The 17,172-nt window shown below is 71.9% G+C and carries 17 protein-coding genes; 6 read left to right on the top strand and 11 right to left on the bottom strand.

Annotation, left to right across the window (positions count from 1 at the left end):
* Positions 1-226 precede the first annotated feature (226 nt).
* Positions 227-577: a hypothetical protein gene (locus tag ACFYUY_RS36820; protein ID WP_360214969.1), complete on the bottom strand. Its 351-nt coding sequence runs from the start codon at positions 575-577 to the stop codon at positions 227-229.
* Positions 578-825: 248 nt separating this feature from the next.
* Here ACFYUY_RS36820 and ACFYUY_RS36815 point away from each other — a divergent pair, with 248 nt between their 5' ends.
* Together ACFYUY_RS36815 and ACFYUY_RS36810 are read left to right on the top strand one after the other, a co-directional pair.
* On the top strand, positions 826-2,052 hold the full coding sequence (locus ACFYUY_RS36815) for an NlpC/P60 family protein (RefSeq protein ID WP_387907425.1): 1,227 nt from the start codon (positions 826-828) through the stop codon (positions 2,050-2,052).
* Positions 2,053-2,236: 184 nt separating this feature from the next.
* Entirely contained in the window at positions 2,237-2,953 is a 717-nt protein-coding gene (locus tag ACFYUY_RS36810) for a phosphatase PAP2 family protein (RefSeq protein ID WP_360214963.1), read from the top strand.
* 73 nt (positions 2,954-3,026) lie between these two features.
* Here ACFYUY_RS36810 and ACFYUY_RS36805 read toward each other — a convergent pair whose 3' ends face one another.
* Positions 3,027-3,215, bottom strand: a complete 189-nt coding sequence (locus ACFYUY_RS36805) for a hypothetical protein (RefSeq protein ID WP_360214960.1) — start codon at positions 3,213-3,215, stop codon at positions 3,027-3,029.
* Positions 3,216-3,398: 183 nt separating this feature from the next.
* Between ACFYUY_RS36805 and ACFYUY_RS36800 the strand changes: the two genes are divergently transcribed.
* Positions 3,399-4,304, top strand: coding sequence for a hypothetical protein (locus ACFYUY_RS36800; protein ID WP_360214957.1), 906 nt, complete (start codon positions 3,399-3,401; stop codon positions 4,302-4,304).
* Positions 4,305-4,500: 196 nt separating this feature from the next.
* On the top strand, positions 4,501-4,698 hold the full coding sequence (locus ACFYUY_RS36795) for a hypothetical protein (protein ID WP_387907421.1): 198 nt from the start codon (positions 4,501-4,503) through the stop codon (positions 4,696-4,698).
* A 78-nt stretch (positions 4,699-4,776) separates the two neighbouring features.
* Here ACFYUY_RS36795 and ACFYUY_RS36790 read toward each other — a convergent pair whose 3' ends face one another.
* On the bottom strand, positions 4,777-5,157 hold the full coding sequence (locus tag ACFYUY_RS36790) for a metal-sensitive transcriptional regulator (RefSeq protein ID WP_360214954.1): 381 nt from the start codon (positions 5,155-5,157) through the stop codon (positions 4,777-4,779).
* 378 nt (positions 5,158-5,535) lie between these two features.
* On the opposite strand from ACFYUY_RS36790, the gene ACFYUY_RS36785 reads away from it, so the two are divergent.
* Entirely contained in the window at positions 5,536-6,156 is a 621-nt protein-coding gene (locus ACFYUY_RS36785) for a DUF47 family protein (RefSeq protein ID WP_329489086.1), read from the top strand.
* A gap of 5 nt (positions 6,157-6,161) precedes the next feature.
* Positions 6,162-7,157, top strand: coding sequence for an inorganic phosphate transporter (locus ACFYUY_RS36780; protein WP_360214951.1), 996 nt, complete (start codon positions 6,162-6,164; stop codon positions 7,155-7,157).
* Between the two features lie 142 nt (positions 7,158-7,299).
* On the opposite strand, the gene pstB is transcribed toward ACFYUY_RS36780, so the two are convergent.
* The 8 genes from pstB to mshD all read right to left on the bottom strand — a co-directional run bounded on the left by pstB (position 7,300) and on the right by mshD (position 17,030).
* Positions 7,300-8,076 carry a phosphate ABC transporter ATP-binding protein PstB gene (gene pstB / locus ACFYUY_RS36775; RefSeq protein ID WP_360214948.1) on the bottom strand — a complete coding sequence of 259 codons (777 nt, stop codon included), beginning with the start codon at positions 8,074-8,076 and terminating at the stop codon, positions 7,300-7,302.
* A gap of 68 nt (positions 8,077-8,144) precedes the next feature.
* Positions 8,145-9,221, bottom strand: coding sequence for a phosphate ABC transporter permease PstA (gene pstA, locus ACFYUY_RS36770; RefSeq protein WP_360214945.1), 1,077 nt, complete (start codon positions 9,219-9,221; stop codon positions 8,145-8,147).
* Positions 9,218-10,198: a phosphate ABC transporter permease subunit PstC gene (gene pstC / locus ACFYUY_RS36765; RefSeq protein ID WP_360214942.1), complete on the bottom strand. Its 981-nt coding sequence runs from the start codon at positions 10,196-10,198 to the stop codon at positions 9,218-9,220. The genes pstA and pstC overlap by 4 nt, the downstream gene beginning before the upstream one ends.
* 148 nt (positions 10,199-10,346) lie before the next feature.
* Positions 10,347-11,483, bottom strand: coding sequence for a phosphate ABC transporter substrate-binding protein PstS (gene pstS, locus ACFYUY_RS36760; RefSeq protein WP_387907416.1), 1,137 nt, complete (start codon positions 11,481-11,483; stop codon positions 10,347-10,349).
* 227 nt (positions 11,484-11,710) lie between these two features.
* Positions 11,711-12,172 (bottom strand): NUDIX hydrolase, encoded by a 462-nt coding sequence (locus tag ACFYUY_RS36755; RefSeq protein WP_387907489.1) that lies wholly within the window; start codon positions 12,170-12,172, stop codon positions 11,711-11,713.
* A 67-nt stretch (positions 12,173-12,239) separates the two neighbouring features.
* Positions 12,240-13,328 carry a CHAD domain-containing protein gene (locus tag ACFYUY_RS36750; protein WP_360214936.1) on the bottom strand — a complete coding sequence of 363 codons (1,089 nt, stop codon included), beginning with the start codon at positions 13,326-13,328 and terminating at the stop codon, positions 12,240-12,242.
* Between the two features lie 117 nt (positions 13,329-13,445).
* On the bottom strand, positions 13,446-15,623 hold the full coding sequence (locus tag ACFYUY_RS36745) for an RNA degradosome polyphosphate kinase (protein WP_387907414.1): 2,178 nt from the start codon (positions 15,621-15,623) through the stop codon (positions 13,446-13,448).
* A 402-nt stretch (positions 15,624-16,025) separates the two neighbouring features.
* A complete protein-coding gene (gene mshD, locus ACFYUY_RS36740; RefSeq protein ID WP_387907411.1) occupies positions 16,026-17,030 on the bottom strand; it encodes a mycothiol synthase in 1,005 nt (334 codons plus the stop codon).
* Between the last annotated feature and the right edge of the window lie 142 nt (positions 17,031-17,172).

Here is a 17,172-nt window from a genome sequence, read left to right as displayed (position 1 = left end):
GCCGGGTGGCTCCGGGGCCCCTCCGCCCGTGGGCGGGCGCGGACGGAGGGCGGGAACGGGGGTGGACGGCTCGCGGGCTGCCCGGGGCGGTCGGGGGACGGGGCCTGGCCTCGGACGGCCCCGTCGGGCCTTGTGGGGCCCGGGCGGGCCCGGTGGGGCCTGGGGTTCGACCTGGGTTCGACCTGTGGGTTCGACCTGGCTACTGCGTGCTACTGCTGTCCGATCGTCAGATCGCCATGCCGTAGACAATGGTGAACAGAGTGCCGAGTGATCCAATGATGAACACGCCGGTCAGGCCCGCCACGATCAGCCCCTTGCCCTGTTCGGCGCCGAAGCTGTCGCGCATCGCGGTCGCACCGATCCGCTGCTTGGCGGCTCCCCAGACGGCGATGCCGAGGCAGATCAGGATGGCGACGGCCATGATGACCTCGACCATCACGCGGGCCTCCGACCCGAGGGTCGCGAACGGGCCCCAGTCCGGGGCGATCCCGCCGATGATGGTGTCGATATTCGGCTTCTTTGGAGGGTCCTCGGCCAGGTGGCCGATCGCGTAGGTGTGCACGCTGCTCAGGTTCATTTCCATCTCACCGCCCGATCAGGCAAATTCAAGGGCCCTGACCCCGCCCGCGCGAAGGGTCGGTACCCATTCTTGGCCAGATCTGATGTCGACTTGGCTACTTCTCGCGGATTGGTCGTGAGGCATCGGACACGTACGCGAGGATGTCCACCGTACGAAGGATAGCGCTCACTCTTTGTATCTCTGATGATTGCGGTGAGCAACGCCTTCCGGAACACTTCGACTGACGATTCGTCGGGATGGTGCTGATGGTACTCCGGAAGGCCGGTACGGCCGCCGCCGCTGCGGGAGTTGTCGCCGTCGGTTTCGTCGGCCTGGTGACGATGGGGACGTATGCGGCGAGCGGTACGCCGCAGGCGTCGGCCAATCGCGCGGCGCTCTCCCCGGGAACGGTCCCGGCGGCCTACCAGGCGTCGATCCAGCAGTGGGGCGCGCTCTGTCCGGAGATCTCCCCGCCGATGCTCGCGGCGCAGCTGTACCAGGAAAGCGGATTCGATCCGAAGGCCCAATCGGGCGTCGGGGCGCAGGGAATGGCGCAGTTCATGCCGGCGACCTGGGCGTCGTACGGGACGGACGCCAACGGGGACGGGAAGAAGGACGTCTGGGACCCGTTCGACGCGATCGCCTCGGCGGCGACCTTCGACTGCGCGCTGGCGAGGGACGTCGCGAAGGTGCCGGGCGACCGGCAGGCGAACATGCTGGCCGCCTACAACGCCGGCCCGTACGCGGTGACCAGGTACAACGGGGTGCCGCCGTACAAGGAGACCCAGGGCTACGTGCGGAACATCCAGGCGATGGCCCGCAGCTTCACGGCGCCCACGGCGCCGGTGGAGGTGTCCGCGCAGTCGGCGGGGGCGATCTACTTCGCGCAGAGCAAGCTCGGCACGCCGTACCTGTGGGGCGGTGAGGGCCTGCCCTCGCAGAACGGGCGGTTCGACTGCTCCGGGCTGACCCAGGCGGCGTACGCCAGCGTGGGCATCACGCTGCCGCGGGTGGCGAACGACCAGTGGTACGCCGGCCCGCACCCGTCGCGCGATCAGCTGCGGCCGGGGGACCTGGTGTTCTGGGCGACGGACCTGAACGATCCGCGGAGCATCCACCACGTCGGGATCTACGTCGGGGGCGGGTACATGATCAACGCGCCCCACACCGGCGCGGTGATCCGCTACGACAAGATCGACACCCGGGAGTACATCGGGGCGACCCGGGTCACCTCGGACGGCGCGCAGGCGCTGCCGACCCGGAACGCGGACGGTTCGGTGAGCGCCCCGAGCCGTCCGGGCGCGCAGGACCCGACCACGCCGCCGGCCGCCCCGGCCGCCGCCCCGGGCGGCGGCACCGCTCCGGCCACTCCCGCCCCGGCCGGCCCCGCCACGGCCCCGGCCGCCCGGCCCGCGGCGGCCGCGCCGCCCGCCCCGACGGGCCCGGGTGCCACCGGCGCCACCGGGACGGCCCGGCCGGCGGCGAGGGGTTGAGCGCTCCCGGCGGGGGACGTGTGAGTGCCCTGTGGACGCTGAGTCAAGTTTCCATAACCGCGCGTTTCCGTGGAACGCTGTGCACCGGCGATGACGTTGGTTCCGGTGGCCCACCGTCAGCTTCCCGCCCCGGGAGGGCCCCGGGCGGAACGACCAGGTGCAGCGGACCAGAAGGAGGTGCGGCGTGTCGACGCCGCTTGCCGACACGACCAACCCCGACCTCGGCCTGCTCTACGCCGTCAACGGCCTGGCCAAGCGCTCACCGCAGTGGCTGGACCACCTGGTCTCGTGGATCGGCGAGTACGGCATCCTGATCGGCCTGGCGATGCTCGGCCTGGTGGCCTGGCTGCAGGCCAGACGCCGCCCGGACGCGCCGGTGGCGGTGGCCGGGCTGCTCTGGGTGCCGCTCTCGGTCGCCATCGCCGAGCTGGCGAACCTGCCGATCGCCGCGATCGTCGACCGGCCGCGCCCGTTCGTGGACCACCCCGGGCTGCTGGTGCTGGTGGACGGCAAGGCCGGCACGCACTCCTTCGTGAGCGACCACTCGACCATGACGATGGGCGTGGCGGTGGCGCTGTTCCTGGTGAACCGCCGACTCGGCTGGATCGCCGGGGGCCTGGCCCTGCTGCAGGGCTTCTGCCGGATGTTCATGGGCGTCCACTACCCGACCGACGTGATCGGCGGCTTCGCACTGGCCGCCGCGGTGGTGCTGCTGCTGGCGCCGATCGCGATGGCCGTGCTGGTACCGCTCTGCCACGCGCTGAGCCGCACGGCCGTCGCCCCGCTGATCCGGGCGGCGGAGCGCGGCGGCGCCGCCGCACCGCGCGGGCGGCGGCGCGGGCGCGAGCGGGGGGCGGTGCGCAGCGAGGAGCAGCCGCCGGAGTCCGACCTGGCGGCCTGAGCCGGCGGTCCGTTCCGGCGCCGCTGGTGCCGGGTGCCGGTGGCCGGCCCGAGGGGGGCCGCGGAACCCGTCGTCAGCCCGGCGGGGCGCCGGTCGCGGCGAGGTGCCCGTCCGCCTCGCGGCGGGCCAGGTCGCGCGAGCGGCGGGCCGGGGAGTACCAGCCGCAGCTGCAGGTGGCGAAGGCGAAGGAGCCGCGTTCGCTGACGGCGACGCGGTGTTCGGGCATCCGGGTGCCGGGGGCGGCCGGCAGCTCACTGTGCACGGGATTCACCGTAACGCGCCGGACGCCCGGCGCGCGACGCCGTCCAGGAGCCGCTCGGACGGGAGGGACCGGTGGGTCCCGCGTAACCCTTTGCGGCCCAACTCGTTTGCCCGACAAGAGCTCTGCCCACCCGGTGGTGTCCGGCAGGGCAGTCGGGCCCGAGGGGGTTGCGCGAGGATGAAGATGACCGACCAGCAGCGCGCCGGGCGGCCGGGTCGCCGCCGTCAGGTACCGCACCTGCACTCGGCGGCCGGGGCCGCCCTGCTCGCCGTCGCCCTGGCCGGCCTGACCGCCGGGTGCTCGGCGGGCGGTTCCGCCGCCGACTCCGCGGACCAGCGGTCGGCCGCCCCCGACCAGCTCGCCGCGGACCCGCTGACGGCGGTGCGCAACGCGGCGGACATCACCGGCCGCACCGGCTCCGCGCACACCGCGACCGAGCTGGTCACCGAGTCGTCCGAGAAGAAGGCGGTCTTCTCGGGGACGGGCGGCTACGACTACGTGAAGCGGATCGGGCGGCTGGAGGTCCAGGTGCCCCCGGGCGCGGCGACCACCGGGAAGATCGTCGAGGTGGTCCTGCCCGGCACGGTCTACCTGCAGAACAGCGGCGCGAAGGTGCCCGAGGGCAAGTGGGTCAAGCTGGACGTGCGCCAGCTGCCGGACGGCAACCTGGTCAGCAGCGGGGCGACCGACCCGGCCTCCGCCGCGGGCGCGCTGCGCGGGGCGCAGAAGGCCGACGCGGTGGGCACCGAGACGGTCGACGGGGTGGCGCTGCACCACTACCGCGGCACCCTCGACCTCGCCAAGGCGGCGGACGCGACCGGTGGCCGGGGCGGGGACGGCCTGCGGATGGGGGGCCAGACCTTCACGGTGAAGGAGGTCCCGTACGACGTCTGGCTGGACGACCAGGGCCGGCTGCACAAGGTGGTCGAGGTGTTCACCTTCGCCGGGGTGGCCGGTTCGAAGGAGGCCAAGGACCAGGTGAAGGTGACCTCGACCACCTCGCTGACGGACTTCGGCAAGCCGGTGGAGGCGGCCGAGCCGCCGTCCTCGGACATCTACGCGATGAAGCCCTCGGAGAGCCCGAAGTAGGCCGTCCGGCCACTGCTCCGGCGCCGGGGCGAGACGGGGCGCCGCCGGTGCGGGTGGCCGTCCGGGGAGCGGCGGTCACCCGTTTCGGCGGCGCCGAGATGGCCCGTCCGTGCCATGTGGACGGGCCCCGAAGTGCCTAGGCTGGACGTCGGGTGGCTGCCGCCCGGGCTGGCGAGGCACTGAAGGGGTGGTGCAGGTGGTGTCGTCCACGGGCGGCCGCAGCGGCGGCCACGACGACGCGGCCCTCGACGAGATCGAGCTGGCCGGCGAGCTGATGATCGCCGCGACGGCCAGCGCCGGCGACCGGCTGCCGACCGAGCGGATCGACGAGGTGCTGCTCGACCGGGCCGAGCCCGGGCCGGCCGACGAGCCGACGGAGTCCGGCACACGGTGACGGCCGTCGGCGCCCGGTAGCCGTCACCGGGTCGACAGGGGGCGGCGGGGGCGCCGGGTCGGCGCCGACCGCGGGGGCTCAGCTGCGCAGCAGGCGGGCGATCGCGGCCGTGGCCTCCGCCACCTTGGCGTCGAGCTCGGCCCCGCCCTCCTCGGCGGCGGAGGCGACGCAGTGCCGCAGGTGCTCCTCCAGCAGGGAGAGCGCGAAGGACTGCAGGGCCTTGGTGCTGGCCGAGACCTGGGTGAGCACGTCGATGCAGTAGACGTCCTCGTCGACCATCCGCTGGAGGCCGCGGATCTGGCCCTCGATCCGGCGCAGCCGCTTCAGGTGGGCGTCCTTCTGCGCGCTGTAGCCGTGCGGGCCGTGGTGGGCGGCCGCGGCGGGTGCCGGGTCGGTCCCGGGCGCGCCGCCGGGCTCGGGCGCGTGGTCCGGCGCGGTGCGCGCTTGCGTCGTGGTCATCGGCCCGCCTTCGTCTGGGTGCCTGGTGGCTGCGTCGGCCACCAGTGTCCAACACCGGGGGCGTCCGTGGTGTTCCGACGGCCGACGCGGCATGTGCCGTCCGTCCGGGGGCGGCTCCGGGCGCTCCCGGAGGGGCCGGGGGCGGGGTTGAGCCGTCTGAGCGTCGCCCCGGTCCTCCGTCCGCACGACGGGGACGATCCGGGCGGGGTTCCGTCAGACTGGGCCTCAGGTCCGCACCCGGGCGGGCGGTCCGGGGCGGCCGGTGCCACGCCGAACGGAAGGGGAGGTTCCGCCTCCGGGGGCACCACCCCGTTTGCGTGAATGCGCTCGGTTGCACCTAGCATCGTTCAGTCCCTACCCCGCACATCGGAGATTTCCGTGCGTTTTAGCCTGACCCCGAAGGAGACGAGCTTCTACGACATGTTCGCCGCGGCCGCGGAGAACCTCGTCGTCGGATCGAAGCTCCTGCTGGAACTGCTGGGATCAGACGTGTCGGCCCGCGCGGAGATCGTCGAGCGCATGCGCGCCGCCGAGCACGCCGGGGACGACACCACCCATGCGGTCTTCCACCAGCTGAACTCGTCCTTCATCACGCCCTTCGACCGCGAGGACATCTACAGCCTCGCCTCGTCGCTGGACGACATCATGGACTTCATGGAGGAGGCCGTCGACCTGGTCGTCCTCTACGACATCCAGACCCTGCCGAAGGGGATCGAGCAGCAGATCGAGGTGCTGGCGCGGGCCGCGGAGCTGACCGCCGAGGCGATGCCGAACCTGCGCACCATGTCGAACCTGACCGAGTACTGGATCGAGGTCAACCGGCTCGAGAACCAGGCCGACCAGATCCACCGCAAGCTGCTCGCCCACCTGTTCTCCGGCCAGTACGACGCCATCGAGGTGCTCAAGCTCAAGCAGGTCGTGGACGTCCTTGAGGAGGCGGCGGACGCTTTCGAGCACGTCGCCAACACGGTGGAGACCATCGCCGTCAAGGAGTCCTGACCCTCGTGGACACGGCTGCACTCATCGCCGTCATCGGCGTTGCGTTCTTCTTCACCTACACCAACGGCTTCCACGACTCGGCGAACGCCATCGCCACCTCGGTCTCGACCCGGGCGCTGACCCCCAGGGCCGCGCTCGCGATGGCCGCCGTGATGAACCTCGCCGGCGCCTTCCTCGGCAGCGGCGTGGCGCACACCGTCTCCAGCGGGATCATCGAGACGCCGAGCGGCAACCAGGGCATGGCGATCCTGTTCGCCGCCCTGATCGGCGCGATCGCCTGGAACCTAGTCACCTGGTACTTCGGCCTGCCGTCCTCCTCCTCGCACGCCCTGTTCGGCGGCCTGGTGGGCGCGGCGCTGGCCGGCGGCACCGAGGTGATCTGGAGCGGAGTGATCGACAAGATCGTCATTCCGATGATCGTCTCGCCGGTGGTCGGCCTGATCGGCGGCTTCCTGGTGATGCTGGCGATCCTGTGGATCTTCCGCCGGGCCAACCCGCACCGCGCCAAGCGCAACTTCCGGGTCGCGCAGACCGCCTCGGCCGCCGCGATGGCGCTGGCGCACGGTCTGCAGGACGCCCAGAAGACCATGGGCATCGTGGTGATGGCGCTCACCATCTCCGGCCGCCAGACCACCGGTGACATCCCGGTCTGGGTGAAGATCTCCTGCGCGACGATGCTCTCGCTGGGGACCTACGCGGGTGGCTGGCGGATCATGCGGACGCTGGGCCGCAAGATCATCGAGCTGGACCCGCCGCAGGGCTTCGCCGCCGAGGCCACCGCCTCGACGGTCATGTACATCACCTCGTTCGTCTTCAAGGCGCCGATCTCCACCACCCACGTGATCACCTCGGCGATCATGGGCGCCGGGGCCACCAAGCGGATCCGCGCGGTGCGCTGGGGCGTCGCCAAGAACATCGTGCTCGGCTGGTTCATCACCATGCCGGCGGCGGGCGCCGTCGCGGCGCTGATCTACTGGTTCGTCCACCTCTTCTGGGGCTGAGCGCCCCGGACGTGACAGGGCCCGCCCCCACATCTCGGGGGCGGGCCCTTCTTCATGCTCCACGGCGGCACCGCCATGCAGCACCGCGGAGCAGTCTCGGTCCCGTCGTGCGCGCCGGGCGGCGCGGGACGGGCGGTCCGGTCTAGCCGAAGCGGCCGGAGATGTAGTCCTCGGTCGCCTGGACCGAGGGGTTGGAGAAGATCCGCTGGGTGTCGTCCAGCTCGATCAGCTTGCCCGGCTGGCCGACGCCGGCCAGGTTGAAGAAGGCGGTGCGGTCGCTGACGCGGGCCGCCTGCTGCATGTTGTGGGTCACGATGACGATGGTGAACTGCGACTTCAGCTCGCCGATCAGGTCCTCGATGGCGAGGGTCGAGATCGGGTCGAGCGCGGAGCAGGGCTCGTCCATCAGCAGGACCTGCGGCTCGACCGCGATGGCGCGGGCGATGCAGAGACGCTGCTGCTGACCGCCGGAGAGGCCGGCCCCGGGCTTGTTCAGCCGGGTGTGGACCTCGTTCCAGAGGTTGGCGCCCTTCAGCGAGCGCTCCACCACGTCGTCCAGGACGGACTTCTTGCGCACGCCGGCGAGCTTGAGGCCGGCGATCACGTTGTCGTAGATCGACATGGTCGGGAACGGGTTCGGGCGCTGGAAGACCATGCCGACCGAGCGGCGGACGGCCACCGGGTCGACGCTGGCGCCGTACAGGTTCTCGTCGTCCAGCAGCACCTTGCCCTCGACCCGGGCGCCGGGGATCACCTCGTGCATCCGGTTGAGGGTGCGCAGGAAGGTGGACTTGCCGCAGCCGGAGGGGCCGATGAAGGCCGTCACCGAGCGGGGCTCGATGCTCATCGAGATGTCCTCGATGGCCTTGGTGGTGCCGTAGTAGGCGGACAGTCCGCTGACGTCGATGCGCTTGGCCATGATCGTTACTTCTCTCGCCCGCGGCCTGGGGGCCGCTAATGAATGCTGTGTCGTACGTCAGTCGGTCGTCAGTGTCCGCCCTTGGGCGAGCGCCAGCGTGCGATGCCCCGGGCGATGAGGTTGAGCCCCATCACGAAGGCGATCAGCACTAGCGCGGCACCCCAGGCACGGGCGTAGCCGTAGTCGTTGTTGACCAGCGAGTACTGCTGCCAGATGTACATCGGCAGGGACTGCTGCGGCCCGTCGAACGGGTTGCTGTTGATGTAGTCGGCGCCGAAGACCAGCATCATCACCGGGGCGGTCTCGCCCGTGATGCGGGCGACCGCGAGCATCACACCGGTGGTGATGCCGCCGATCGCGGTGGGGAGGACGATCCGCAGGATGGTCTTCCACTTCGGCACGCCGAGCGCGTACGAGGCCTCGCGCAGCTCGTTCGGGACGAGCTTGAGCATCTCCTCGGTGGACCGGACCACGACCGGCATCATCAGGATCGCCAGCGCGAGGCTGCCCGAGAAGCCGGAGTAGTTGAAGCCCAGGGCGAGGTTCCACAGCGACAGGATGAACAGACCGGCGACGATCGACGGGACACCCGTCATGACGTCGACGAAGAAGGTGACCGCCTTGGCGAGCTTGCCGCGGCCGTACTCGACCAGGTAGACGGCGGTCAGCAGACCGACCGGAGCGGCGATGGCGGTGGCCAGCGCGACCTGCTGCAGGGTGCCGATCAGCGCGTGGTAGATGCCGCCGCCGGGGCCGGACTGGATGACGCCCTTCATCGAGTGGCTCAGGAAGTTCCCGTTGACCACCGCGATGCCCTGCTGGACGGTGTACACCGTCAGCGCGACCAGCGGGACGACGGCCAGGATGAAGGCGACCCAGACCACCGAGGTGGCGAGCCGGTCCTTGGCCTGGCGGCGGCCCTCGACGCGGGCCGAGAGGCCGTAGCCGATCGCCACGAAGAGCAGGGCGGAGATCAGGCCCCACTGCAGGTGGCTCTCCAGCCCGCCGACGGCGCCGATCCCGCAGCCGAGCGCGAGCGAGCCGGCGGCGACGGCGGCCGGGGCCCACTTGGGCAGCCGGTTGGCGGTCAGCGGCCGGCCGGTCGGCCGGGCGTCCGCGGGGACAGAGGCGAGCTCCGAGATCATGCGTTGGCCCCCGAGTACTCCTTGCGGCGGGCGACGATCAGCCGCGCGGCACCGTTCACCAGCAGGGTGATGACGAACAGGACGAGGCCGGAGGCCATCAGGGCGTTGCGGCCGGTGTCACCGGCCTCGGCGAACTTCAGCGCGATGTTCTGCGCGAAGGTGCCGCCCCCCGGGTCGAGGACGTGCAGCGAGAGGACGTTGCTCGCGGAGAGCACCACGGCGACCGCGATGGTCTCGCCGAGGGCGCGGCCGAGGCCGAGCATCGAGGCCGAGATGATGCCGGGGCGGCCGAACGGCAGCACCGAGGTGCGGATCATCTCCCAGCGGGTCGCGCCCAGCGCGAGAGCCGCCTCCTCGTGCATCCGCGGCACCTGGCGGAACACCTCGCGGGAGACCGCGGTGATGATCGGCAGGATCATGATCGCCAGCAGGATGCCGACCGTGAACAGGTTGCGCGGGGTGGTGCCGGTCTTGGTCTGGTCGAAGACGTACGTCCAGCCCAGGTACTCGTTCAGCCAGCTGGTCAGGCCGTCCATGTGCGGCACCAGGAAGAGCGCGCCCCAGAGGCCGTACACGATGCTGGGCACGGCGGCCAGCAGGTCCACCAGGTAGGCGAAGGGCTGGGCGATCCGGCGCGGCGCGTAGTGCGAGATGAACAGCGCGATCCCGATCGCCACCGGGACGGCGATCACCATCGCGATGATGGCGCTGACGATCGTGCCGAAGACCAGGACGGCGATGCCGAAGACCGGCTTCGGGGCGTCCGGCGCCCATTCGAAGGTGGTGAGGAAGTTGCCCTGGTCCTTGCTGAGCGCCAGGCCCGTCCGCCAGGTCAGGAAGCCGGCGATGGCGGCCATGATGACCAGCAGGAAGATGCCCGAACCCCGGGCGAGGTTCATGAAGACCTTGTCGCCGAAGCGGCTGTCGCGCTTCCGGCGTTCCCTGCCTCGCGGGGCGGCAGGGGAGGATGAAGTCATTGTCTACTCCGGTCTGGTGGTGCCGCCCCGGAAGGGGGACGGCACCATGGCGGCGGTGCCCCGGACGTGGTGCTGGGTCAGTGCGTTCCGGTGGGGCGGCCGCGGCCCCCCTCGCTCACGGGGCCGCCCCACCGGTCGTGCCGTACGGTCAGGCCAGGGTCGGGACGACCGCGTTGACCTTGTCCGTCAGCTCCTTCGGCAGCGGGACGTAGCCCTTCTCGCCGATCGCCTTCTGGCCCGCGTCGCTGATGGTGTAGCTCAGGAAGGCCTTCAGGGTGTCCAGGGTGTCGGCCTTGTTGCCCTTGTCGCAGACGATCTCGTAGGTGACCAGGACCAGCGGGTAGGAGCCCTCGTCCTTGGTCGCGTAGTCGAGCGTCAGCGCCAGGTCGCTGCCGGTGCCGGCGACCTTGGCCTTGGCGAAGGTGTTGGCGGCGTTCTCGGCGGTGGCCGCGACCGGCTTGGAGGCGCCGGTGTTGATGGCGGCGCTCTTCAGGTTGTTGGTCTGGGCGAAGGAGAGCTCGACGTAGCTGATCGAGTTCTTGACCTGCTTCACCTGGGCCGCGACGCCGGCGCTGCCGTTGGCCGACTGGCCGCCCTTGGCCGCCCAGGTCTTGCTGGACGGGTAGGTCCAGGCGCCGCCCGAGGCCTTGGAGAAGTACTTGGTCAGGTTGTCGGTGGTGCCGGAGTCGTCCGAGCGGTGGAACGACTGGATGTCGGCGTCCGGCAGCTTGGCGCCCGGGTTGAGGGCGGCGATCGCCGGGTCGTTCCACTTGGTGATCTGCGAGTCGAAGATCTTGGCGGCGGTGGGGCCGTCCAGGACCAGGTTGTCGACGTTGTCCACGTTGTAGACGAGCGAGATCAGACCGCCGACCATCGGGAGGTCGATGCCCTGGCCGCCGGTGCAGACCGCCTTGGTCGCGTCGACCTCGGCCGGCTTCAGGGCCGAGTCGGAGCCCGCGAACTGGACCTTGCCCTGGGTGAACTGCTGGACGCCCGCGCCGGAGCCCACGCCGCCGTAGTTGACCGTGGTGCCGGAGCAGGCCGCACCGAAGGTGGTCTTCCACACGTCGATCGCGTTGCCCTGGGCGGTCGAGCCGGCGGCGATCAGCGCACCGGGCTTGCCACAGTTGATCGCCGCGGCGGCCGAGGCCGAACCGCTGGAGCCGTTGGACGCCGTGGTGTTGTTGTTATCGTCCGAGCCGCAGGCGGCGAGCGACAGCGAGCTGACGAGCGCCATGGCACCGATGGCGAGGGCCTTGGAGCGGCCGTTCCGCTGGAGCTTCACTGGGGTGTCCCTTTCTGTGGCATTGCCCGTCGCGCGGGCCGTGCGAGGACGGCGGAGCGCGGGTTTTGCTGTGGTCCGGGGCCCGTGCGGCCCTCCGGTAGACCCGAAGTTAGGCCGGGTAAGTGACACGACAGCCGGTCGCAAGTGAACGGGGAGTGAACCTCGAACGGATGACAGGAAACTACGTCAGGTAGTAACGGTTGCGTCACGGCAAGGGCGCGACGAGATCACTTCCGCCGGTCCTCCGCCGACGGCACCCCGCCCGCCCGCACCGGCCGCGCCCCCAGGACCAGCAGCAGGGCGTCGACCAGCAGCCGGTCGCGCCCGTGCGTCAGCCGCGCGCGGGCCTTGCCCGCCGGCAGCCACTCCAGCCGGTCCACCTCGCGGTTCGGCCGGAAGGCCCCGCCCGACGGCACCGCCGCCCAGTACCGGACCTCCTTCGGCCGGCCCTGCACCAGGTAGTGCTGGGACGGCAGCTCCGGTCCCAGCACGCACGAGTAGCCGGTCTCCTCCCGCACCTCGCGCAGCGCCGCCGCGACCATCCCCTCCCCCGGGTCGAGCTTGCCCTTCGGCAGGCTCCAGTCGTCGTACTTGGGCCGGTGGATCACCGCGATCCGCGGCCGCCCCAGCCGGCCGTTCTTCTTCGGCCGTCCGGGCAGCCACAGCACCGCGCCGGCCGCCAGGATCACCGGGGCGTGCGCCGCCCTCGTCGTGGGGCTGTCCTCTGCCCGCCCGGTGCTCAGGCGATCACGCAATTCAGGCCGTCCGTGGTGCGGGGGAATGCCCCCAGCCCTCGGCAGGGGGGAGGTCCGGCCAGCCGTCCGGGCCGGGCGACAGGTCGGGCCACCGGCGGCAGAAGGCGTACCGCGCCGCCTCCACCTCCAGTCGCTGATCAGCATGCACCACGCCCAGCACGTACGCGGTCGCCGGGGTGATCCGCGGCGTCCGCGCCGCCGTGGCCGCGGTCACCGCCGCGTCCGCCGCCTCCTGGTGCCGGCCCAGCACCGCGTCCAGCTCGTCCAGCTCCGCCGCACCCCGGCCGCACACCTCCGACGCGTACCGGGCCCGCTTCACCAGGATCCGCGTCCGCGCCCACGGGGCGTCGTCGGCCGCCAGCGCCGCGTCCGCGTCCGCCGGGCCCCGCGCCGCGGGCACCGCGCCCAGCCGGCGCATGCCGTCCCCGCCGTACGGCGTGGCGGCCCGCTGCAGCGGGAGCTGCTGGGCGCTGGCCGACAGGGCCGCGAACGCGGCGGCCGCCTGCGGCAGCAGCACCGCCGCCGCCCGCCCGCCCGCCGCCTCCAGTAGCGGGGCCTCGCCGACCAGCAGGGTCATCCGGTCCGCCAGCGCGTGCAGCCGGGCCGAACGGAGCTCCTGGAGCACCGAGGAGTGCGCCCGGGTGCGGGCCAGGGTCAGCTGCCGGTCCAGCAGCGCCCGCGCCTTGGGCGCCCCGGCGTGCCCGGCCAGCATGCCCGTCCCCTCCGGGTCGCTGCCGCTCAGCGAGTCCAGCGCGCCCAGCAGGCGGGCCGAGCGGCGGACGTAGCCGGGCTCCAGCGCCAGCAGGTTGAGCAGCCAGCGCAGCTCGGTGCGCGACTCCTGGGCCCAGCCCTGCTCGAACAGCGTGCCGAAGGTGTGCAGCAGCCCGCCGACCCGCCGCACCGACCGCAGCAGGTCCGCGGTGCCGGCCGCCGGGACGACCGCGGCCGTCCCCGGTCTGGCGCCGACCTCGCCCACCGCCAGCGGCAGGGCGCGCAGGAACGCGCCCGCCTGGGCGGTGAGATGGCTGGAGAGGATGTCCCCGGCGGTCGCGGTGGAGGCCGCCTGGGCCGTCATCGGCGCATCGGTCATGGCGTGGTAGATCCCCGTTCCCCCGGGTTCGTCCCCCGGGGCTGGTGGCCGACCGCTGGAGCTCCGGCCCGCGGGCATCGGGGCCGGTGGCTCCAGCGGCTCGCATCAGTGGTCGCGTCAGCGCGAGGTGGCGGCCCGGCGGCGTTGGCGCGAGTCGATGAGCAGGTCCTGGACGTGCCGCAGCGACCGGCCCTCGGCGTCCTGCGAGTGGCGGGTCCACGCGCCGTCCGGCCCCAGGTGCCAGGACTCGGTCTCGTCCGACACCCCGAGGTCGATCAGCCCGGACAGTTCGGCGCGGTGCGCGGGATCGGTGATCCGCAGCAGCGCCTCGATCCGGCGGTCCAGGTTGCGGTGCATCATGTCGGCGCTGCCGATCCAGACCTCCGGGTCGCCGTTGTTGCCGAACACGAAGATCCGGGAGTGCTCCAGGAAGCGCCCCAGGATGCTGCGCACCCGGATGTTCTCGCTCAGCCCGGGCACCCCCGGCCGGATCGCACAGATCCCGCGCACCCAGACGTCCACCGGCACCCCGGCCTGCGAGGCCCGGTACAGCGCGTCGATCACGGCCTCGTCGACGATCGAGTTGACCTTGAGCTTCACGTGGGCCGGGCGGCCGGCCCGGTGGTGGGCGATCTCGTTGTGGATCCGCGACACCAGGCCGTCGCGCAGACCGCGCGGGGCGGTCAGCAGACGGCGGTAGGACTCCCGGCGCGAGTACCCGGAGAGCCGGTTGAACAGGTCCGAGAGGTCCGCCCCGACCTGCGGGTCCGAGGTCAGCAGCCCCAGGTCCTCGTAGAGCCGGGCGGTCTTCGGGTGGTAGTTGCCGGTGCCCACGTGCGAGTAGCGGCGCAGGGTGTCGCCCTCCTGGCGGACGACCAGCGACAGCTTGCAGTGCGTCTTCAGCCCGACCAGGCCGTACACCACGTGGCAGCCGGCCTCCTCGAGCTTGCGGGCCCACTTGATGTTGGCCTGCTCGTCGAAGCGCGCCTTGATCTCGACCAGCACCAGCACCTGCTTGCCGGACTCCGCCGCGTCGATCAGCGCGTCCACGATCGGCGAGTCGCCCGAGGTGCGGTACAGCGTCTGCTTGATCGCGAGCACGTCCGGGTCGGCGGCGGCCTGCTCCAGGAAGGCCTGGACCGAAGTGGAGAAGCTGTCGTACGGGTGGTGCAGCAGCACGTCCCGCTCGCGCATCGCGGCGAAGATGTCCGGCTGCGAGGCCGATTCGACGTCGGTCAGCCCGCGCGCGGTGCCCGCCACGAACTTCGGGTACTTCAGCTCCGGGCGGTCCAGCTCGGCGATGCCAAACAGACCGGTCAGGTCCAGCGGCCCGGGCAGCGGGAAGACCTCCGCCTCGGTGATGTTCAGCTCCCGCACCAGCAGGTCCAGGATGTAGGGGTCGATGGACTCCTCGACCTCCAGCCGCACCGGCGGGCCGAAGCGCCGCCGCATCAGCTCCTTCTCCAGGGCCTTGAGGATGTTCTCGGTGTCGTCCTCCTCCACCTCGAGGTCCTCGTTGCGGGTGACCCGGAACGCGTGGTGGGCCAGCACCTCCATGCCGGGGAAGAGCTCCTCCAGATGCGCTCCCATCACGTCCTCGAGCGGGACGTAGCGCTGCGGCGAGGCCTCCAGGAAGCGGGCCAGCGACTGCGGCACCTTCACCCTGGCGAAGTGCTTGTGCCCGGACACCGGGTTTCGCACCACGACGGCCAGGTTGAGCGAGAGTCCCGATATGTACGGGAAGGGGTGCGCCGGGTCGACCGCCAGCGGGGTCAGCACGGGGAAGATCTTCTGCCGGAACAGCGTGTGCAGCCGGGCCTGCTCCTTCTCCGCCAGCTCCGGCCAGCGGACCACCTCGATGCCCTCGGCGGCGAGGTCCGGCAGCACCTCCTGCTGGAAGGCCGCGGCGTGCCTGGCCATCAGCTCCCGCGAGCGGGTCCAGATCAGGTCCAGCACCTCGCGCGGCTGCAGGCCCGAGGCGCTACGCTGGGCGACGCCGGTGGCGATGCGGCGCTTCAGCCCGGCCACCCGGACCATGAAGAACTCGTCCAGGTTGCTCGCGAAGATGGCGAGGAACTTGGCCCGCTCCAGCAACGGGATCCCCGGGTCCTCGGCGAGCTCCAGGACGCGCTCGTTGAAGGCGAGCCAGCTGCGCTCGCGATCGAGGAAGCGGCCCTGGGGCAGGGCGTCGAAGTCCTGCTCGTCCTCGGCCGGCAGCTCGGGCGGTATCCCCAGCGCACTGGACATCCGGGCCGGCGGGGACAGCGCGGCAGAGACGGGGCGAGGAATGCTCATGGGCTCCAGCTCCTCCAGCAGCAGGACGGCGTCCGGACGCGAATGGCTCTGCGGGCCGTCGTCCTCACCCGTGGCCAGCGCCCACCCGCCGGGCGCGGTCCGTACAGGGCCGGCCGACGCGTGGCGGTCGACTCTGCACGAGCGAGACACTACGGACTTCATCCTGTGATCTTCGCGGCAGCAATTGAATCCACGGTAAACACCGCATGGCCAGGAGGAAAGCTGAGTCGGTCGGGGCAAGGGCCGGTGTCGTCCGACCCCTTGCCCCGGGCCGCCCGGTCGGGCTAGTGGGCCCGCCGGGACCGGCCCCCGGTCCGCTTCCCGCCGGGACCGCCGGGCCGTCCCGGTCGTCCTGGCTGTCCTGGCTGTCCTGGGTGTCCCAGCCGATTCGGCCTCGTCGGCCTAGTCGGACGCACCGACCTGGCCGGACGGGCCGGCCTGGTGGTGCACGCGGTACATGAGGTCCACCTCGTGGATGGTGAACCCCAGTCGTTCATATACCCGCACGGCGGCCGGATTGTCAGCGTCGACGTAGAGCAGCACGGTCTCCAGCCCGCGCTCGCCCCCGCCTGAGCCGGTCAGGTGACGGAGGCCGGCCGCGGTGAGCGCACGGCCCAGCCCGCTGCCCTGCTCGGCCGGGTCCACCCCGACCACGTACACCTCGCCCAGGGCGGGCTCGGTGGCGGTGGCGGGGTGCACCTTCGTCCAGTGGAAGCCGACCACCCGGCCGTTCCGGGTGGCTAGGAAGAAGCCCGCCGGGTCGAACCACGGCTCCGCCAGCCGCTCGGCGAGGTCCTGCTCCGTCCAGGCACCCTGCTCCGGGTGGTGGGCGAAGGCCAGCGCGTTCAGCCGCAGCCACTCCGCGTCGTCCTCCCCCGGACGGAAGGTGCGGAGCTCGACGCCCCCGGGGACGGCGACGGCCTCGGTCTGCGGCCCGGTGCGGCGCATCTGCCTCAGCTCGCGGACCAGCTCGGCGCCGTACGCCCCGGCCAGGTGCCGGGCCGCCGGATGACCGCCGTGCACCCAGAAGTCCACCGCGTCGCGCCCCGCCCGGTGGGCCTCCGCCAGCACCGCGTCCACCAGCGGACGGGCCAGGCCCCGGCCACGGGCCGCCGGGTCGACCACCAGCTCGGCGGCCGGGCGCTCCTGGATCTCCAGCTGGCCGTAGCCGACGACGGCCCCCGCGCCACCGGTCTCCGCCGCCGCGGGCCCGCCGGCGCCCTCGCTCTCGACGAAGTGGGTGACCGACCCGCGCGGCGTGTCCGAGGAACGGAGCCGGAGCCGGCCCTGCTCGGACACCGCGGCCCGACCGTCCACCACCTGGGCGTCCGCCAGGACCCGCAGGGCACCCTCGCGCTGCTCGGGCCGGAGCACACTGTTCGCCATGACCGTCGTCTGATCGTCCATGCCCTGACGATACGTCACCGGAAATGCAAAGAACCCCCGATCCGGAACGGATCAGGGGTTCTTCGTGAATGATTGTTCGGCGGCGTCCTACTCTCCCACAGGGTCCCCCCTGCAGTACCATCGGCGCTGTGAGGCTTAGCTT

The sequence above is a fragment of the Kitasatospora sp. NPDC004745 genome (assembly GCF_042873275.1).
Lineage (GTDB): Bacteria > Actinomycetota > Actinomycetes > Streptomycetales > Streptomycetaceae > Kitasatospora.
This window is presented reverse-complemented; position numbering and strand designations above follow the sequence as displayed.